The organism is Streptomyces sp. NPDC052114 (assembly GCF_040680155.1).
In the GTDB taxonomy this organism is placed as follows: Bacteria; Actinomycetota; Actinomycetes; order Streptomycetales; family Streptomycetaceae; genus Streptomyces.
Window position 1 is genome coordinate 210,438 of record NZ_JBFAWC010000006.1, and the last position, 14,707, is coordinate 225,144.

Annotated in this window: 13 protein-coding genes and 4 pseudogenes; 10 read left to right on the plus strand and 7 right to left on the minus strand. The window is 68.9% G+C overall.

Going from position 1 to position 14,707, the window contains the following annotated elements; translation table 11 throughout:
* Positions 1-51 precede the first annotated feature (51 nt).
* The 3 genes from AB0L89_RS15585 (at position 52) to AB0L89_RS15595 (ending at position 2,252) form a co-directional block, all read left to right on the plus strand.
* Positions 52-372 (plus strand): hypothetical protein, encoded by a 321-nt coding sequence (locus tag AB0L89_RS15585; RefSeq protein ID WP_365140415.1) that lies wholly within the window; start codon positions 52-54, stop codon positions 370-372.
* A gap of 399 nt (positions 373-771) precedes the next feature.
* Positions 772-1,248 (plus strand): hypothetical protein, encoded by a 477-nt coding sequence (locus AB0L89_RS15590; RefSeq protein ID WP_365140418.1) that lies wholly within the window; start codon positions 772-774, stop codon positions 1,246-1,248.
* A 140-nt stretch (positions 1,249-1,388) separates the two neighbouring features.
* The gene (locus tag AB0L89_RS15595) at positions 1,389-2,252 is read left to right on the plus strand and encodes a class I SAM-dependent methyltransferase (protein WP_365140421.1); all 864 of its coding nucleotides are present in this window, start codon (positions 1,389-1,391) and stop codon (positions 2,250-2,252) included.
* 63 nt (positions 2,253-2,315) lie between these two features.
* Here AB0L89_RS15595 and AB0L89_RS15600 read toward each other — a convergent pair.
* Together AB0L89_RS15600 and AB0L89_RS15605 are read right to left on the minus strand one after the other, a co-directional pair.
* A pseudogene (locus AB0L89_RS15600) lies at positions 2,316-2,682 on the minus strand (GNAT family N-acetyltransferase); the annotation flags it as partial.
* Positions 2,683-2,895: 213 nt separating this feature from the next.
* A complete protein-coding gene (locus tag AB0L89_RS15605) occupies positions 2,896-3,939 on the minus strand; it encodes an NAD(P)-dependent alcohol dehydrogenase (RefSeq protein ID WP_365140424.1) in 1,044 nt (347 codons plus the stop codon).
* A gap of 93 nt (positions 3,940-4,032) precedes the next feature.
* On the opposite strand from AB0L89_RS15605, the gene AB0L89_RS15610 reads away from it, so the two are divergent.
* On the plus strand, positions 4,033-4,629 hold the full coding sequence (locus AB0L89_RS15610) for a TetR family transcriptional regulator (RefSeq protein ID WP_365140427.1): 597 nt from the start codon (positions 4,033-4,035) through the stop codon (positions 4,627-4,629).
* Between the two features lie 763 nt (positions 4,630-5,392).
* Here the strand turns inward: AB0L89_RS15610 and AB0L89_RS15615 are convergent.
* Complete coding sequence (locus tag AB0L89_RS15615; RefSeq protein WP_365140430.1) at positions 5,393-6,352, minus strand: ISL3 family transposase; 960 nt, start codon at positions 6,350-6,352, stop codon at positions 5,393-5,395.
* A gap of 431 nt (positions 6,353-6,783) precedes the next feature.
* Between AB0L89_RS15615 and AB0L89_RS15620 the strand changes: the two genes are divergently transcribed.
* Both AB0L89_RS15620 and AB0L89_RS15625 read left to right on the plus strand, forming a co-directional pair.
* A complete protein-coding gene (locus tag AB0L89_RS15620) occupies positions 6,784-7,362 on the plus strand; it encodes a helix-turn-helix domain-containing protein (protein WP_365140433.1) in 579 nt (192 codons plus the stop codon).
* Positions 7,363-7,498: 136 nt separating this feature from the next.
* Positions 7,499-8,380: an alpha/beta hydrolase gene (locus AB0L89_RS15625; RefSeq protein WP_365140436.1), complete on the plus strand. Its 882-nt coding sequence runs from the start codon at positions 7,499-7,501 to the stop codon at positions 8,378-8,380.
* Positions 8,381-9,199: 819 nt separating this feature from the next.
* Here AB0L89_RS15625 and AB0L89_RS15630 read toward each other — a convergent pair.
* Entirely contained in the window at positions 9,200-10,129 is a 930-nt protein-coding gene (locus AB0L89_RS15630; RefSeq protein ID WP_365140439.1) for a YafY family protein, read from the minus strand.
* 106 nt (positions 10,130-10,235) lie between these two features.
* Between AB0L89_RS15630 and AB0L89_RS15635 the strand changes: the two genes are divergently transcribed.
* The 4 genes and pseudogenes from AB0L89_RS15635 (at position 10,236) to AB0L89_RS15650 (ending at position 12,262) form a co-directional block, all read left to right on the plus strand.
* Positions 10,236-10,793: an NIPSNAP family protein gene (locus tag AB0L89_RS15635; RefSeq protein ID WP_365140442.1), complete on the plus strand. Its 558-nt coding sequence runs from the start codon at positions 10,236-10,238 to the stop codon at positions 10,791-10,793.
* Between the two features lie 119 nt (positions 10,794-10,912).
* Positions 10,913-11,065 (plus strand): annotated as a pseudogene (locus AB0L89_RS15640) (IS1380 family transposase); the annotation flags it as partial.
* A gap of 97 nt (positions 11,066-11,162) precedes the next feature.
* Positions 11,163-11,447: pseudogene (locus tag AB0L89_RS15645) on the plus strand (transposase); the annotation flags it as partial.
* Between the two features lie 101 nt (positions 11,448-11,548).
* Positions 11,549-12,262 (plus strand): alpha/beta hydrolase, encoded by a 714-nt coding sequence (locus AB0L89_RS15650; RefSeq protein WP_365140446.1) that lies wholly within the window; start codon positions 11,549-11,551, stop codon positions 12,260-12,262.
* Between the two features lie 51 nt (positions 12,263-12,313).
* On the opposite strand, the pseudogene AB0L89_RS15655 reads toward AB0L89_RS15650, so the two are convergent.
* The 3 genes and pseudogenes from AB0L89_RS15655 to AB0L89_RS15665 form a co-directional block, all read right to left on the minus strand.
* A pseudogene (locus tag AB0L89_RS15655) lies at positions 12,314-13,188 on the minus strand (IS5 family transposase).
* 184 nt (positions 13,189-13,372) lie between these two features.
* A complete protein-coding gene (locus tag AB0L89_RS15660) occupies positions 13,373-13,831 on the minus strand; it encodes a helix-turn-helix domain-containing protein (RefSeq protein ID WP_365141053.1) in 459 nt (152 codons plus the stop codon).
* A gap of 127 nt (positions 13,832-13,958) precedes the next feature.
* A complete protein-coding gene (locus tag AB0L89_RS15665; protein ID WP_365140449.1) occupies positions 13,959-14,612 on the minus strand; it encodes a hypothetical protein in 654 nt (217 codons plus the stop codon).
* Positions 14,613-14,707 lie beyond the last annotated feature (95 nt).

Sequence of the window (14,707 nt, forward strand, 5' to 3'; positions counted from 1 at the left end):
GGGCCCGCACACTGTCGTGTGCGGGCCCCTTTCCTCGGACGGTGCGCCGTCGTGGAGATCAGCCCTCACGGATTCGACGGCGAGATACACCGCGGCGTGCTGGTCGTGAACGCGGACACGGCCGACAGTCTCGTACGGATCTTCCCCCGGCTGTTCGACGCCCGGTTCCCCATCCGCAGCGTGAAGCCGCTGGAAGAGTTCGACGGCGACAACAAGGCCGGCCTCGCCGCCGACAACACCGCCGCCTTCAACTGCCGCCGCGCGAACCAGATCAACGCTCCGGCAACGAAATCACCGCATGCCAACGGCCGCGCCGTGGAGGTCAATCCGCGCGCGAACGCCCAGGAGCCGTCCCCGGCCACTTCCCGCTGAAGACCCCCGGCCGCCCCGGCCGGACACCCCCCCAGTCCGGCCGGGGCCCAACCGGTCCTCGGACGATGCGGCCTCGGTTCAGGGAGGCCGGTCACCGGCCGCTGGGCTCCGTCCGCCCCCGCAGAGGCGGCCGCGCGGGGCGGGGACATATGCCGCGCGGGGCGGGGACACATACGGCCGGATTTGCCGACCTGTTCGGCTGACCGCCGCGGGGGAGCGGTCTTAGGGTGGCAGCAGACCGGTCCAGTGGCTGGTACGGCAGCCGGGCCACAGGGGTCCTCCGGGGGAGGTGGCGAACGGTTGGTGGACGCGGGCGTTCTGGCATCGGGGTGGGGCGGACGGCCGGACAACCGGTCGGACGGGGCGCCACGTCGGCTTCGCGGCGGGGTGCTCGCGGTCGTGGCCCTGCTGCTCGGCTCCCTCGCCCACACAGGCGGCGGCATGGCCTCGCATCCCACCGTCTTCGTGCCCACCGCCGCCCTGACCGCGACAGCCGGTGCCGCCCTGTCGAGTGACGGGCTGCGTCCGCTGCGGGTGATCGGCGTCCTCGGCTGCTCTCTGCTCGCGATGCAGGTGCTGCTCACCCTGACCCACCACGGTCATCCTCATGTCGACCTGTCCACAGTCATGGTGATCGTCGGACAGGCCGCGGCGGTCGTCGCGATCGCGCCGCTGCTGGTGCAGGCGGACGCACTGCTCGTTCGACTCGGTGAGGCGCTGACCGCGGTGCTGCCGATCCGGTGGCTGCTGTCGGCGCCGGTTCCCGCCGCTGATCCGATCGTCGCGGTGCCCGTGTGGCCGGTCAGTGCCGTGCGGTGGCCGGCTGCCCTGCTGGTGCGGGCCTGCCCGCGCCGCGGCCCGCCGCGCGTTCTCTGATCTCCCTCCCTCTTCTCCCGTCACAGATCTCCCGTCACAGAGCTCCCGTCCGCAGGGGGCTTCATCGCGCGTGCCGTCCACCGGCAAGGGGTGCGGCGACTTGCACACCAGACGACTGATGCGATCAAGGAAGTGCGTGGATGCAAACCAAGAATGCGGGCGGACTCGCCCAACAGGTCAGGGGTGTGCCGGTCCGGGGCCGGCACCTGGTGAGGCAGGCGCGGGAGACCGCGTTGAGGGCCCTCGCCGGACTGGGGCTGAGCCAGTCCGAGTCGAAGATCTCGTCCGATGCCCAGCAGTACTGGGCCCGGCCTGGTGGCCGGGCGTGGGAGAAGGACTCGCACTGGCGCGCCGCGCCGGGGTTCGACAGCACCGACCTGTGGTCGCGGGTCGGCGAGCCGCACCTGGAACTGTTCGACAAGGGCGCGCGGATGGTGGATTTCTGCCGCCCGTGGGACCGGGTGGTCGAGTGGGGCTGTGGAGGCGGCGCGAACGCGGTGCACTTCGCGCCGCGCGCCGAGGAGTTCGTCGGGGTCGACATCTCGACCGAGACCCTGGACGAGTGCGCGAAACAGGTCGCGGCAGTCTGCGCCACGCCGTTCCGGCCGGTGCGCATCGACGTCGCGAAGCCCGAGGCCGCACTGCGGCAGATCAACGGCCCGTGCGACATCTTCCTGTGCTTCTACGTGTTCGAGCTGATCCCCACACCTGAGTACGGCGAGCGGGTGCTGCGCATCGCGCACTCGATGCTGGCCCCCGGCGGACTGGCGCTCATCCAGGTCAAATACGACGACGGCCGGTGGCTGACCAAGTCCCGCCGGAGGTTCCGCCCCTCCGCACTCGCCGACCTGACCACCTACCCCATCGCGTCGTTCTGGACCCTCGCCGCCCGATGCGGCTTCACCCCGGAGATGATCCACCTGGTCCCCAAGAACGAACTCGACGAGCGCTACGCCTACTTCCTGCTGGGCAAGGCGAAGGCCGAGGCGACCGACGCCGCCTGAGCGGGTGCGCCGCGCCTCTTCCGGGACACGGAGGGGGCGCGGCAGCCCGCGATCCGCGCTGTCTCAGAGCGGGCTCAGCAGCATGAGGACCTCGTCCCGGTCGTCGTCGCCCGAGCCCCCCCGGACTGCTGCCGAACCGCAGCGCGCCGGGCCGGCGCCCGATCTCCTTCCAGCCCAGACGCCCGTAGAAGTCCTCGAGGCCGACACCGCCGCGCGCGGCGAGGTGGAGCTGTTCGAGGCCCATCTCGTCGCGGGCGATCCCACGTACCCGGTTCATCAGCGCGACGCCCACGCCGCGCCCGCGCACGGAGAGGCGTGTCTGGACGTGGTGGAGCGTGCCCCAGTGCGCGACCAAGGGGTGCGTGTCCCTGCGTACGTTGAGCCAGCCGACGAGTTCCTCGCCCGCCCACGCCGTCAGCAAGCGGCTGCGGTCGGCCTCCAGCGCGTCGACGATGCCCGCGGTCGCCGCCGCGACCTCCTCGGGAACGACGGACGGTGATGGCGCTCGTTGAAAACGACCACTCCCGGCTCGGGGATGACCCCGGACCTGCTCGGTGGGTCTCCCCACCCATACGCCTGGCCTGTGTCCGGGCGGTTCTCGTGGCCGTCGCCGGACTCGCTGTTGGACGAGCCGCGCCGTCGGTCAGTCCAGGTCGGACATGTCGAGCACGAAGCGGTAGCGGACGTCGTTGCGCTCCAGGCGGTCGAGAGCGCTGTTCACTTGGGATGACGGCAGCAGCTCGATGTCGGCGGTGATGCCGTGTTCAGCGCAGAAGTGCAGCATGTCGGCGGTGGACGGGCGGCCGCCGCTGCCGGCGGAGCTGAGCTTCTTGCGGCCGATGAGCAGGTCCATGGTTTCCACGGTGACCGGTCCGAGGTGGCCGAGGTGGCTGAGCGTCCCGTCCGTGGTGACCACACGCAGGTACGGAGCCAGGTCGTGGGGCGCGGAGATGGTGTCGATGACGACATCGAACTGATCGCGGACCGCGTTCATCTGCTTCGGGTCGGTGGACACGACGAATCCCTGCGCCCCCAGGCTGCGCGCTTCGTCCGCCTTGTCGGGGGTCCGGCTGATGACGGAGGCCGTGGCGCCGAGCCCGGTCGCCATCTTGACCGCGAGGTGTCCCAGGCCGCCCAGGCCGGCCACGGCGACGGTACTACCCGGGCCCACTCCGAGCGCCCGCAGCGGTTCCCAGACGGTGACGCCGGCGCAGAGCAGGGGAGCTGTGGCGGCTGCGTCGAGGTTCGGGGGGAGATGGTAGGCAAACTGATTGCTCACAACGTACTCGCGGGAGTAGCCGCCCAGAGTGGTCGACCCGTCCTGCCGGTCGGCTCCGCCGTAGGTCAGTGTCGGGAACTCTCGGCAGAAGTTCTCCTGGCCGGCCTGGCACATGCGGCACGTGCCGCACGAGTCGACGATGTTGCCGACGGCCACGGGGTCGCCCGGGGAGAAGTCGGGAACCGCGCTGCCGACCTCGGTTACCACGCCTGTGAACTCATGTCCGGGTACGAGCGCGCCGTTCGCGTCGCTCTCGTGCGCCTGCAGCGCGCGGAGGTCTGTATGGCAGACACCGCAGTAGTCGACACGTACCGCGATGTCGTCCGGACGCAGATCCCGGCGCTCCAGCGCCGCGCGGCGCAGAGTCCGTGTCGTGCTGTCCGCCTGCCATCCGGTTGTGGAACGCATCTCTGACTCCCAAGACAGACTGTTCGGTCTATTTGACCGTACGGGATGTGAGCCAAGAAGCAAACAGACTAGTCTGTCTGTTAAGGTCCGGGTATGCCTGACCAGCCATCCAGTAGCCGCGGAGCCGCGACGTACCAGCGCATTGTCGACGCCGCCACCCAGGAGTTCGCCCGGTACGGCATCGCCGGTGCACGCATCGAGCGGATCATCGCCGCCGCGCACACCAACAAGGCACAGCTCTATGGCTACTTCGGCAACAAGGAGCAGCTCTTCGACGCGATCTTCTTCGCTTCACTGGAGCGGATCACGAATGTCGTCCCCATCGACGCCACGGACCTCGCCGACTGGGCGGTGCGCCTCTACGACGAGTACCTCAGCCGCCCCGATCTGATCCGACTCGCGACCTGGGCGCGCCTGGAGCGGCGCCCGACCGGGTATCTCGTGGCGGACCACGACCGCTACGACGACCACAAACGCCGCGCCATCGCAGAGGCCCAGGCCGCCGGGCGCATCAGACAGGGAGACCCCTTCGATGTGATGGCCATGGTCATCGCCATGTCCATGGCCTGGTCTCCGGTGAGCAACGTCTACGCCGCCTCGGCCCAGGAGCCCACGAGCGTGCACGACCAGCGGCGCACCCTGCTCCGGGACTGCGTAATCCGCGCCGTCGCCCCGGACCGGGGAGCCTGAGCACACCACGACGGTTCGGTGCGGCACACACACCCCACGAGCGTCCTGCCCGGCCTTCACCTGCGAGGCGCTCGTCTTCGCTCCCCACTCGGTTGAGGGGCGAAGCGAGTGGGGCGACGAGTAGCCCCGGCCGATTCCAGGGCTCTGGTCGGAATCTCGTGATGGTCACGATCGCAGGAGAACCCGGGTGCGGAGGAGTTGAAACGAACCGCGGCCGTACATCTGCCGCTTGATCGTCTTAAACGGTTGACGTGGCCTTCGACGACGCCAGAGCTGTAGGGGAGCGGCATGCTGCCGAGGACAGCATCCCAGTCCTGGTGCAGAAAGCCGGCGAAGCCCTTTATCGGAGCTGGCCCGTTGGTCTCGGCTTCGCGGACCCAGGCGGCCAGGAGGCGGCCGCGGCGGTCCCGGACCAAGCCGGTGAAGACGCGGGCAAGGTCACAGGCGGTCGCAAGGTCTGGGCAGGCGATGCGGGCTCCGTCGAGCTGGTCTTGCTCGTCGAGGCTCGGCCTCTCGCGTGGACGCATGATCGAGGAGGTGAGCTTGCGCGGGCTGGGGATTGGCCGGGGCGCCTCGGTGGCCGCGGTGCCGCCTCGTAGCTTGCGGACGTAGATGCGCACAGCCTGGTGGTTTCCCCGGAAGCCGTGTTCGCGGATCTCGCGGTAGATCTGCGTCGCATTGGTGCATCCGTCGGCGAAACGCTGCTGGATGTATGGGCGGTAGGCGTCGATCTGATGTGGGCGGCGGTCGCGGGCCGAGGAGATCAGAACGTCGAGATCGGCCGTGAGGTAGCGGCGGACGGTCTTGCGGTCAAGGCCGAACCGGCGGGCGATGGCGCTGATTGTCCAGCCGCCTCCCGTAACCGGTGGATCTCCGCAGAGCGTTCGGTCACCCGCTGCATGAGCGGCGTCGCCGGAATGTTGTCCATCGGCGGCGTCAATGGCAGTAGTGCGGTCGGCGGAGCGACCGGCGGCGGTGGGGGTTGCACGTCGTCCAGGGCGTACTTGTGCAGGCAGGACCGGTGCTGGTGGCACGTCTTCTCGACCGCGGCGGACAGGTTCTGGAGCATGTGCCAGCGATCAGCCACCTCGGTCGCATTCGGTGCCGACTCCTTGATCGCGCGGCTATAGCCGCTGTCGCGGTCCCGGCACACGATGTCTGCACCAGGGTGCACCTTCAGCCAGGCTGCCCGGGTCTCGCTGGTGCGGTCCGGCAGTACGTTGATCACCGCGGAGGACCCCACATCGACCAGGACCGTCCCGTAGGTCCGGGATCGCCGGAAGGCGAAGTCATCGACGCCGAGTACACGTGGCGCCCGGTCCAACACCGGCGGCGCATGCAGCAGATCAAGCAGTCGTCCACGGCCGGACGGCACAGCAAAGGTGCTGGACAGGCGGGCACCCGGACGGCCTCCTGCAGCCAGGGCGAGTGCCCGCCACCACCTCTTCACTCCAGGACCCGCGCGGGCGTATCTCGTGGTCAGGCCCTCGATCTGCTCGGTGAACGTGCGCCGCGAGCAGCCGGCGGTGTCGCAGAAGAGGCGTCGCACCGTCAGCCGGATGACCGTTCGGCGGCCACCGGTCGGATGCATGACGAGCCGTCGTTCATACCGGCTGTGCACGCGATGAGAAAGGGTCGAGCAGTCGGGACAAGCCAACTCTCCGCTGACGCCGTGGGCTTGAAGTGCAACCAGCACGTCCGTCTCGGAGGTGCCGTCCAGCATCAGTCCTACTGCCTGCGGCAGCAGGAGCCTCCCGAGAACCGCTAAGTCGCGCATGACCAGGGCATTCCCGCCCCAGCACGAGATCGCCACCGGCAGACGATCGTGACCATCACGAGACTCCGACCAGAGCCCTGAAAATCCCCACCCCCTGCTCAGAGGATGCCCAGACCTGCTCACCGCGCTCCCCACCTGCGGGGCGCTGAACAGAGGACGTGGCCCGGCGCTCCCCCGTGGAGGCATGCGAACCTCAACTGCCTGGGCCGCTACAGCGTCCGCGTCACCGTCCCGGCTCGCGGGGGCCCGCACCAGCCACGCGACCTGGCTGCCGCTGCTGTGGAAGAGGCCGACCATCGGCTCGCACCGCCAGTCGCTTTCACGAGTCACTCTCACGCTTTCTGGATCGTGCGATCCAGATAAGTTACGGTGGAGTCATGGCAAGAACCCGGGAGTTCGACACCGAGGCGGCTGTGAGCCGCGCGATGGAGCTGTTCTGGACGCGTGGCTATGAGGCGACCTCGGTGCGCGATCTGACCCAGCACCTGGGGATCGGACAGGGGTCCTTGTATGCGGCGTTCGGCGACAAGGACGGCCTGTACAGGGCCGCGTTGGAGTACTACCGCACCACCCTCGCCGCGACCGCCCTGCGTGGCCTGGAGGAGGGGGTGGACGCCCGCACGGCGATCCGCACGCTGCTGACGGAGCGGATCCGCATCGCCGTCGGGCACGGCGGCCAAGGCTGCCTGGCCGTCAACGCCGTCTGCGAGCGGCTGCCCCAGGACGCGGCGACCCGCCGCACCGTGCGCGACATGCAGGACGCGAGCCGGGAGGCGTTGACCGAGGTGCTGCGGGCCGCGATGGAGCGGGGCGAGATAGCGGCGCGGCACGCCCCGCACGCGGTCGCCGCGTTCCTGGTCACCTTCCTCAACGGGCTGCTGGTCTCCTCGAAGATCACACCGGACGCCTCCGCACTCGAACCCCTCGTGGACGTCGCCCTGACCGCTCTCGACTGAGGGGTCCGCGGCCTCGGCCAGGCGCCTCCCGTACCCCGAATCCGTAACGATCGATCCAGAAAATGAGGCGCCCGCCCCCGCCACGACGACACGTCCCCCCAGCATCGACCCACCCAGGACAGGAAGCACCCACGTCATGATGTACGACCACACCACAACGCCCCTGCGCACCGGCCGTGCCGCCGTCAACGGAACGAGTCTGCACTACCGGACGGCCGGGTCCGGCCCCGCCGTGGTGCTGCTGCACGGCGTGCCCAAGACCAGCTACCACTGGCGCCACGTTGTCCCGAAGCTGACGCCCCGTTACACCGTCGTCGTACCCGACCTCCGCGGCCTCGGCGACTCCGCCCGCCCCGCGGACGGCTACGACTCCGCGACGATGAGCGACGACATCGCCGAGCTGATGAGCCACCTCGGACACGAGACGTACGCCGTGATCGGCGAGGACTGGGGAGCGGTGATCGGTTACCAGCTCGCCGCCCGCCACCGCGACCACGTCAACGCTCTCGTGTTCGCCGAGGCCCTGTTCCCCGGCTTCGGCTTCGAGGACCACACCGCCCTCACCCCCGAGAACGTGGCCAGTGGCCTGCACCTGTGGCATCTGGGCTTCTATTTCCAGCCGGACGTACCCGAGATGCTGATCGCCGGGCACGAGCGCGAGCTGATCACCTACATGATCAAGTTCGAGCGCAGCCACCCCGACACCGCCACCCCCGACGCGGTCGACGAATACGTGCGCTGCTACTCCATGCCCGGCGGCATCCGCGCGATGCTCTCGATATACCGGGCGATGCTCGTCGACGCCGAACAGAACCGGCAGGCCGCACAGAAGAAGCTGGACATCCCGGTGCTGGCGCTCGGTGGTTCGGCCTTCATCGGCGACCGCAACGAATCCCAGATGCGGCTCATGGCCCACGACGTCACCGGGCACGTCTTCGACGCCGGACACGACCTCGCCGAGGAAGTACCCGACGAGATGGCCGACGTGGTCCTGCCGTTCCTGGCAGGGACCTTGTAGTCGGGCCAGGCCGCGATGTCGGCCGTCCGACACGGACGGGCCGAGTCGGTCCGGTCCTCGGAAGGTCGGCGGCTGCGGCATCTTGGTTTAGCGCCGAACGGAGTGGGGACCGAGAGCAGCCCCGGGGACTTTCGGGATCCTCATCAACTCGTCGGGAAGCGCATCCGTGACCTCGGCAGACGTTGCTACCCGAGCGTGCGCGACGGCGGCGCGGGCCGGGCCGCCGTACTGGGGGACCTCGTCGAGCGGGTCGCGTGTGCCGACGCCGTGGCGTCGGTCGTAGACGGTGTCGGCGGTGTGGGAGCCGTCTGCCCACCGTCCAGCCCGGTTGCGTTCGGCGAGCGAGGCGCCCTTCTCGGCGAGGTCTGTGTTGGCGCCCGCTCGCCAGGAGTGGGAGGTGGCCTTCTCATCGGGATGTTGCTGTAAACAGCAACCATGGAACTGTGCAATGTTGGCTGAGATGTGAGGGGCGTGCGACCGGCGGCCAGCCCTCACCGCAGTGGATGTCGATCGCACCTCCGCAAAACGTGACGGTTCTCCGCTCGACACGGCGCACCACGCCGACGACGGAGAGGCGCACGGGGCTGCGCGGGCGAACGTGGCGTCTATGCGGCATCGTTAGCCTCGTGCTTTCACGAGCCTGGCTGGCCGACGCGTGGTCAACGAAGTGAGGAGTGCCGCTGACCTGGCGCGATGGGACTTGTTCAGAGTCTTGGCGCGGTCAGGAACGCTTCACTGCTCAGGTGAAGAGGCATGTCGGGTCCTACACGCGTGTGCGAGTGGCCGGTGCCCGGGTCGGGAGAACCTTCTGCCCAGGGGTCACCCTTCGTAGCGGGTGGCTAGGGTTCGTGCCGTCTCGGCGATGCGGTTGCGTAGTTCGGCCGGTGCCAGGACCTCGACATCGGCGCCCAGTCGCAGGAACTCTCGGTGGGCGTGGTCGACCGACTCGATGGGCACGCGGGCCTCCGCCCACCCGTCACCCGTGGGTGTCAGACCGAGGCGGCGGGCGCCCTCCGGTGTGAGCCGCACCAGGGCCTCCGATGTGTGCAGTCGCGCTCGGAAGTCGGCCAGATAGTCGTTCCAGTATCCGGCCAAGTCGAACCCGTCCGGAATGACGAACTCTTCTTCCAGCGAACGGATTTCGAGGATCTGGTCGACTCGGTAGGTGCGGATCCCGGACGGCCCGCCAGCGACCAGGTACCAACGGCCGGCCTTGAGGACAAGCCCGTACGGCTCCACCCGTCGCTCGATCTCCTCCGGCGCCCGCCAGCGCCGGTACCGCAGTACCACCGCCCGCCGCGCCCACACCGCGCCGGCGACCGCGGCCAGGTGGGGCACCCGGTCGGCGCCGCCGTACCAGCCAGGTGCGTCGAGCAGGAAGCGTTCCTGGATCCGCTCGGCGTGCTCGCGCAGCTCCGTCGGAAGGGCGGCTCGCAGCTTGAGCTGGGCGGTGGCGAGCGCCTCGCCGAGGCCGAGTTCGGCGGCGGTGCCGGGGAGTGCGGCGAGGAACGCGGCCTGCGCCTCGTCCGCGGTCAGCCCGGTGAGCCGGGTCCGGTAGCCGTCGACCAGCCGGTAGCCGCCGGCGTGGCCGGCGGCGCCGTACAGCGGGATACCAGCCGCACCGAGCGCCTCGACGTCCCGGTAGACCGTCCGGACGGAGACCTCCAGTTCGTCGGCCAGCTGCCGGGCCGTCATCCGGCCCCGGTTCTGGAGCAGCAGAAGCAGGGTGACCAGCCGGCTCGCACGCATGCCGCTCAGTATCCACTGACGCTAGATGTCAGCAGACCGGCCCTAATCTGCGGCGCATGGACAACAACTGGACCATGGACCTCACGCGCACTGGGCAGGCCACCGCATGAGCATCGTCGAACTCCGGCAGTACACCCTGTATCCCGGCGCCCGGGAGACGCTGATCGAGCTGTTCGAGCGTGAGTTCGTGACTGGTCAGCAGGCGGTCGGCATCACCGTCGGTGGCCGGTTCCGCGACCTGGACGACCCGGACCGCTTCGTCTGGCTGCGCGCGTTCCCCGACATGGAGCACCGCCGACGCGCGTTGGAAGCGTTCTACACCGGCCCGGTCTGGCGGGAGCACCGCGACACCGCCAACGCCACCATGATCGACAGCGACGACGTCCTGCTGCTGCGCGGCCCGGGCTTCACACCGGAGCCAGGCACGAGTGAGGTGTTCGCGACCGTCTGCTACCCCACTGACGCGGCCGATTTCGACACGTACGCCGCCCGGCACCTGGGCCCGGGCCACGCGCTGCACCGCACCGAGCACGCCGAAAACGACTTTCCCCGCTTGCCCGTCCGGACCGGGGCAGACGTCCGGATCTGGTTCGGCCAGGCCGAGCCGGCGCCCTGGCCGAACCGACGGCTGCGGCTGGAGCCCGTGAAGCCTTGGAACTCCTGACCGCACACTCGTGAAACGTGCTGTCCGACGGGTGGTTAGGCAAGCGAAAGCTCCTCGGACCAGCGCGAATGAGGACTGTCGAGGTCCTCTGTTCCCGCCCCGTCGGATGCACTTCCCAGGTGAAGAAGCGTATCGGGTCGTACCCCCATGTCCGCATTGAGGGAGGCGGCCGGGCCATGGTGTCCCAGGCCGGGGGCGTGCCGCTGGTCGAGACCGCCCGCAAGGCCGGGCTGGACCAGGCGATACCGGCGGCGCTGGCGCCGTGGCGGAAGACTTTCTCCACGGCGGAATCAACGGCTTCGCGATCTTCCAAATCTTATCCGGAACGATCCAACTCCACATCCCCTGACCTATGTTGAGGCATGGACAGAATCCGGCGCCAAAGCCGCCGTTGGCAGGACCACAACGATCGCGGACGGCGGCTATCCCGGCACAGGACTCGTCATGCCACATCGCCGGTGCAAAGGCGAAGAGTTGCCCGATTGGAAGAAGGCACACAACAAGTCCCACAAACAGGTCCGGGCCCGCGTCGAGCATGTCTTCGCCCGGATGAAGAGCTGGAAGATCCTGCGCGACTGCCCCCTCAAAGGCGACGGGGTCCACCACGCCATGCTCGGCGTCGCCCGCCCGCATAGCCTCGCCCTCGCCGGATAGGCGAGCAAGCCGTGCCAGGGGCCCCGCGTCCAACCCGAGTCGAAGATCAATTGCGGGACAGCCCTTAGGAGATCGTCAGGCTGCCCGGCTACGGTGCGGGCATGGTGAATTTCGTGCTGGTTGCAGGTGCACGACTCGGGGCGTGGGCGTGGGGCGAGGTGGTGCCGTATCTGCGCGCGGCCGGCCACGGGGTCTATCCGTTGACGCTGTCCGGTCTTGCTGACAAGCAGGGTGTACCGGCGGGGCAAGCGACTCACGTCCAGGACATCGTTACCGAGGTAGAACGCCAGGGTCTGCGTGACGTAGTCCTGGTGGGTCACAGCTACTCGGGCATCCCGGTCGGTCAGGCCGCGGAGCGGATCGGTGACCGACTGGCCCGCGTGGTCTTCGTCGACTCAAGTGTTCCAACTGACGGCGAGTCGTTTGTCTCCGCCTGGCCGGACGGCGGGGCGGCAGTGGAGGCATCGATCGCGGAGAACGGAGGGTTTTGGCCCCTCGCGCCAGCTGCTCACTTTGACGGCGAAGGTCTCAACGATGAGCAGATCGCACGCCTTGTGCGCGGCTCGACGCCTCACCCAGGTGCAACGCTGACCGAGCCCGCTGTGCTGGCAGGGCCGCTCGCTGAACTTCCGGCGACATACATCCTGTGCGTGATGCCGGGGGCCGAGCCCGACGACGCCGAGCCCGACGAAGATGTGGCCGAGCTGCTGACCAGCAAGCGCTGGCGGCTGGTCAAGATGGACACCGGCCATTGGCCGATGTTCTCCCAGCCGCGCGAGCTGGCGCAGATTCTCCTCAATGCCGCCGCGGAGTGAGAGCACCTCCATGCCTGCGGGCTGGTTTTGGACGCACTTGATGTGTGCTGGTCACGGCCATTCGCTGGCGGCCGCTATGAGGACGGCCGCCTCGTAGCGGACCGCTAGCTTGTCGTATCGCGTGGCGACGGAACGGTACCTCTTGAGGCGGTTGATCCCACACTCGACCGCGTGGCGCTCACGTTGGTCGACTGAGTCGAACTTCGGCGGCCGGTCGCCGCGCGAGCCGCGCTGCTTGCGGTGGCGCGCCCGGTCGACCTTGTCCGGGATGGTGCAGCGGATCCCCCGGCGACGAAGGCAACCGCGGTTCTTGCGGGAGGCGTACGCCTTATCAGCACGCCCCCGATCAGGACGGACGCGCGGCCGGCCTGGCCCGATGCGAGGCACACGGACCTTCCTCAGCACGGGTTCGAACTGCGGCGAGTCGCCGCGCTGCCCGGCCGTCACCACGATCGACATGGGCTTCTGGCCCTGCTCGACGGCCAGGTGCACCTTGGTGGTGAACCCGCCGCGCGAACGCCCCAGTCCATGATCTCGGGGCTCGGTGAAGACACCACCCGGCGCTTCCTTCTGAAGATCACCTCGCTTCCGGGCTCCAGCCGCGTGCTGATGGGCGCGGCACACCGTGGAATCGACGCTCAGATCCCACACGACCGCACCCTTCACATCGGCCAGGGACTGGAGCCGGCTGAAGACCCGGTGCCAGGTGCCGTTTCGCTGCCATCGGCGGAACGAGTCGCAATCCGGCCCCACGGTCCGTACTCGACGGGAACGTCCCGCCACGGAACGCCCGTTCGGACCCGGAACCGTATGCCGTCGCTCAACTGCCGCCGAGGCCAGACAGGCGGCTGCCCCGACTACGTCCCCGTCGGCAACAACGGCTCCAACACTGCCCCCTGTTCATCAGTGAGATCATCCCGCCCCATGAACGAAGATCGGTCCCGTGCCGGACGTAGTCGAAACTCCGCCGCTCGGGCACTCCCGGAATCATCGGCAGGATCGGTGCGGTCCGCTCAAGAGCCTGGATCTGTGGTTTCTCGTCCATCGCGAAGACGACGGCATTGGCCGGCGGGGCGAGGTAAAGGCCGACGACATCGCGGATCTTGTCGATCAGGAACGAGTCGGGTGAGATCTTGAAGGTCTCAGTCCGCCACGGCTGCAGGCCGAAGGCGTGCCAGATCCGCAGCACGCTCGCCGGCGAGATCCCCACGACCTTGGCCAGCTCCCGCTTCGACCAGTGCGTCCCGCCCTGTGGCGTCTGCTCCAGGGTGCGGACCACGACCTCTTCCACCTGGGCATCGGTGATGGTCCGCGGCACCCCGGCCGCGGCTCGTCGGCGAGTCCGTCCAGTCGCCGGGCAAGGAACCGTGTGCGCCAGCGGCGCACGGTATCTCTGCCGACACCGAGTCGCGCGGCGACCAAGGTGTTGTTCCAGCCGTTCGCGCACGCCAGCACGATGCGTGCGCGAACGGCCAGTCCCTGGGCGGTCGAGCGGCGCTTGGCCCAGCTCTCCAGCGTCGGCCGCTCGGCCTCCGACAATGCGACAGGTTCCAGCCGGGTATCGCCCATCCAGGCAGCACCGCGCGAGCGCGTTACCCGCCGCAGCAGCACGCCGCAATCTGAAAGAGGGGATGCCTCATGTGGCGACCCACGAACTCAAAGCCAGGTCACGAGTACGTCCTGCGAGGCGCGGTTCCTAGCGCATCAGCAGTCCCCGCATCCCCAGCCCGTAGTGCACGCGCAGCCGGTGCAGTTCCCACAGGCCCACCGTCGTGACGGAGAGCGGGGCGCCCAGGATGAACACGTACCGGATCGCCGTCGGCACGCCCTCGTGGGCGCCGGTGAACATGTCGATCAGTGCCATCTCCCACGCCAACGCCATGATCAGCAGCGGCGGCACCGTCTCGTGGATGTCCGCGGTGCGGAACACGTGCTGGACGGCGAGTCCCACGCCCCAGACGACGAACGGCGTCACCCAGAAGAGGATGAAGAGGGTGACCGCGAGGATGAGGCCCTTCGTCACGGTGAAGTGGCCCTCTGCGAGGGGTTCCTGGCCCTCGAAGAAACCTGAGAGCACGATGATCGGGAAGACCGAGGCTGCCGCCATCATGGCCACGATCGCGCCGAAGCACCGCCCCGCCCGGCGCAGCAGGTCCCGTCGCGCCGCCGGAGCGGCCAGGCCATACAGGACGCCGACGACGACCGGGAGGGTCGCCGCCAGCACGAGGGCGCTGGTCCACGACTTGTCGACCTGCTCGTCCGCCGCATCGCTGAGCTTGGGGGCGAGCTTGTAGGCGTAGGACATCCACAGGAACGCGCCCACGCCGACCAGGGTCCTGATCTTGCGCATCCGCGTCACCTCAGGATCCGAGACGATGCCCGGTCGTGACGGGGTGAAGACCCTGCGCGCGGTGTGGATGGGGCCGATCCGCCGCCGCAGCCGGG

Coding starts and splice junctions, on each gene's coding strand:
- AB0L89_RS15595 (WP_365140421.1), top strand. CDS start 1,389: ATGCAAACCAAGAATGCGGGCGGACTCGCCCAACAGGTCAGGGGTGTG.
- AB0L89_RS15605 (WP_365140424.1), bottom strand. CDS start 3,939: ATGCGTTCCACAACCGGATGGCAGGCGGACAGCACGACACGGACTCTG.
- AB0L89_RS15610 (WP_365140427.1), top strand. CDS start 4,033: ATGCCTGACCAGCCATCCAGTAGCCGCGGAGCCGCGACGTACCAGCGC.
- AB0L89_RS15615 (WP_365140430.1), bottom strand. CDS start 6,352: ATGCTGGACGGCACCTCCGAGACGGACGTGCTGGTTGCACTTCAAGCC.
- AB0L89_RS15620 (WP_365140433.1), top strand. CDS start 6,784: ATGGCAAGAACCCGGGAGTTCGACACCGAGGCGGCTGTGAGCCGCGCG.
- AB0L89_RS15625 (WP_365140436.1), top strand. CDS start 7,499: ATGATGTACGACCACACCACAACGCCCCTGCGCACCGGCCGTGCCGCC.
- AB0L89_RS15630 (WP_365140439.1), bottom strand. CDS start 10,129: ATGCGTGCGAGCCGGCTGGTCACCCTGCTTCTGCTGCTCCAGAACCGG.
- AB0L89_RS15635 (WP_365140442.1), top strand. CDS start 10,236: ATGAGCATCGTCGAACTCCGGCAGTACACCCTGTATCCCGGCGCCCGG.
- AB0L89_RS15650 (WP_365140446.1), top strand. CDS start 11,549: ATGGTGAATTTCGTGCTGGTTGCAGGTGCACGACTCGGGGCGTGGGCG.
- AB0L89_RS15660 (WP_365141053.1), bottom strand. CDS start 13,831: ATGGGCGATACCCGGCTGGAACCTGTCGCATTGTCGGAGGCCGAGCGG.
- AB0L89_RS15665 (WP_365140449.1), bottom strand. CDS start 14,612: ATGCGCAAGATCAGGACCCTGGTCGGCGTGGGCGCGTTCCTGTGGATG.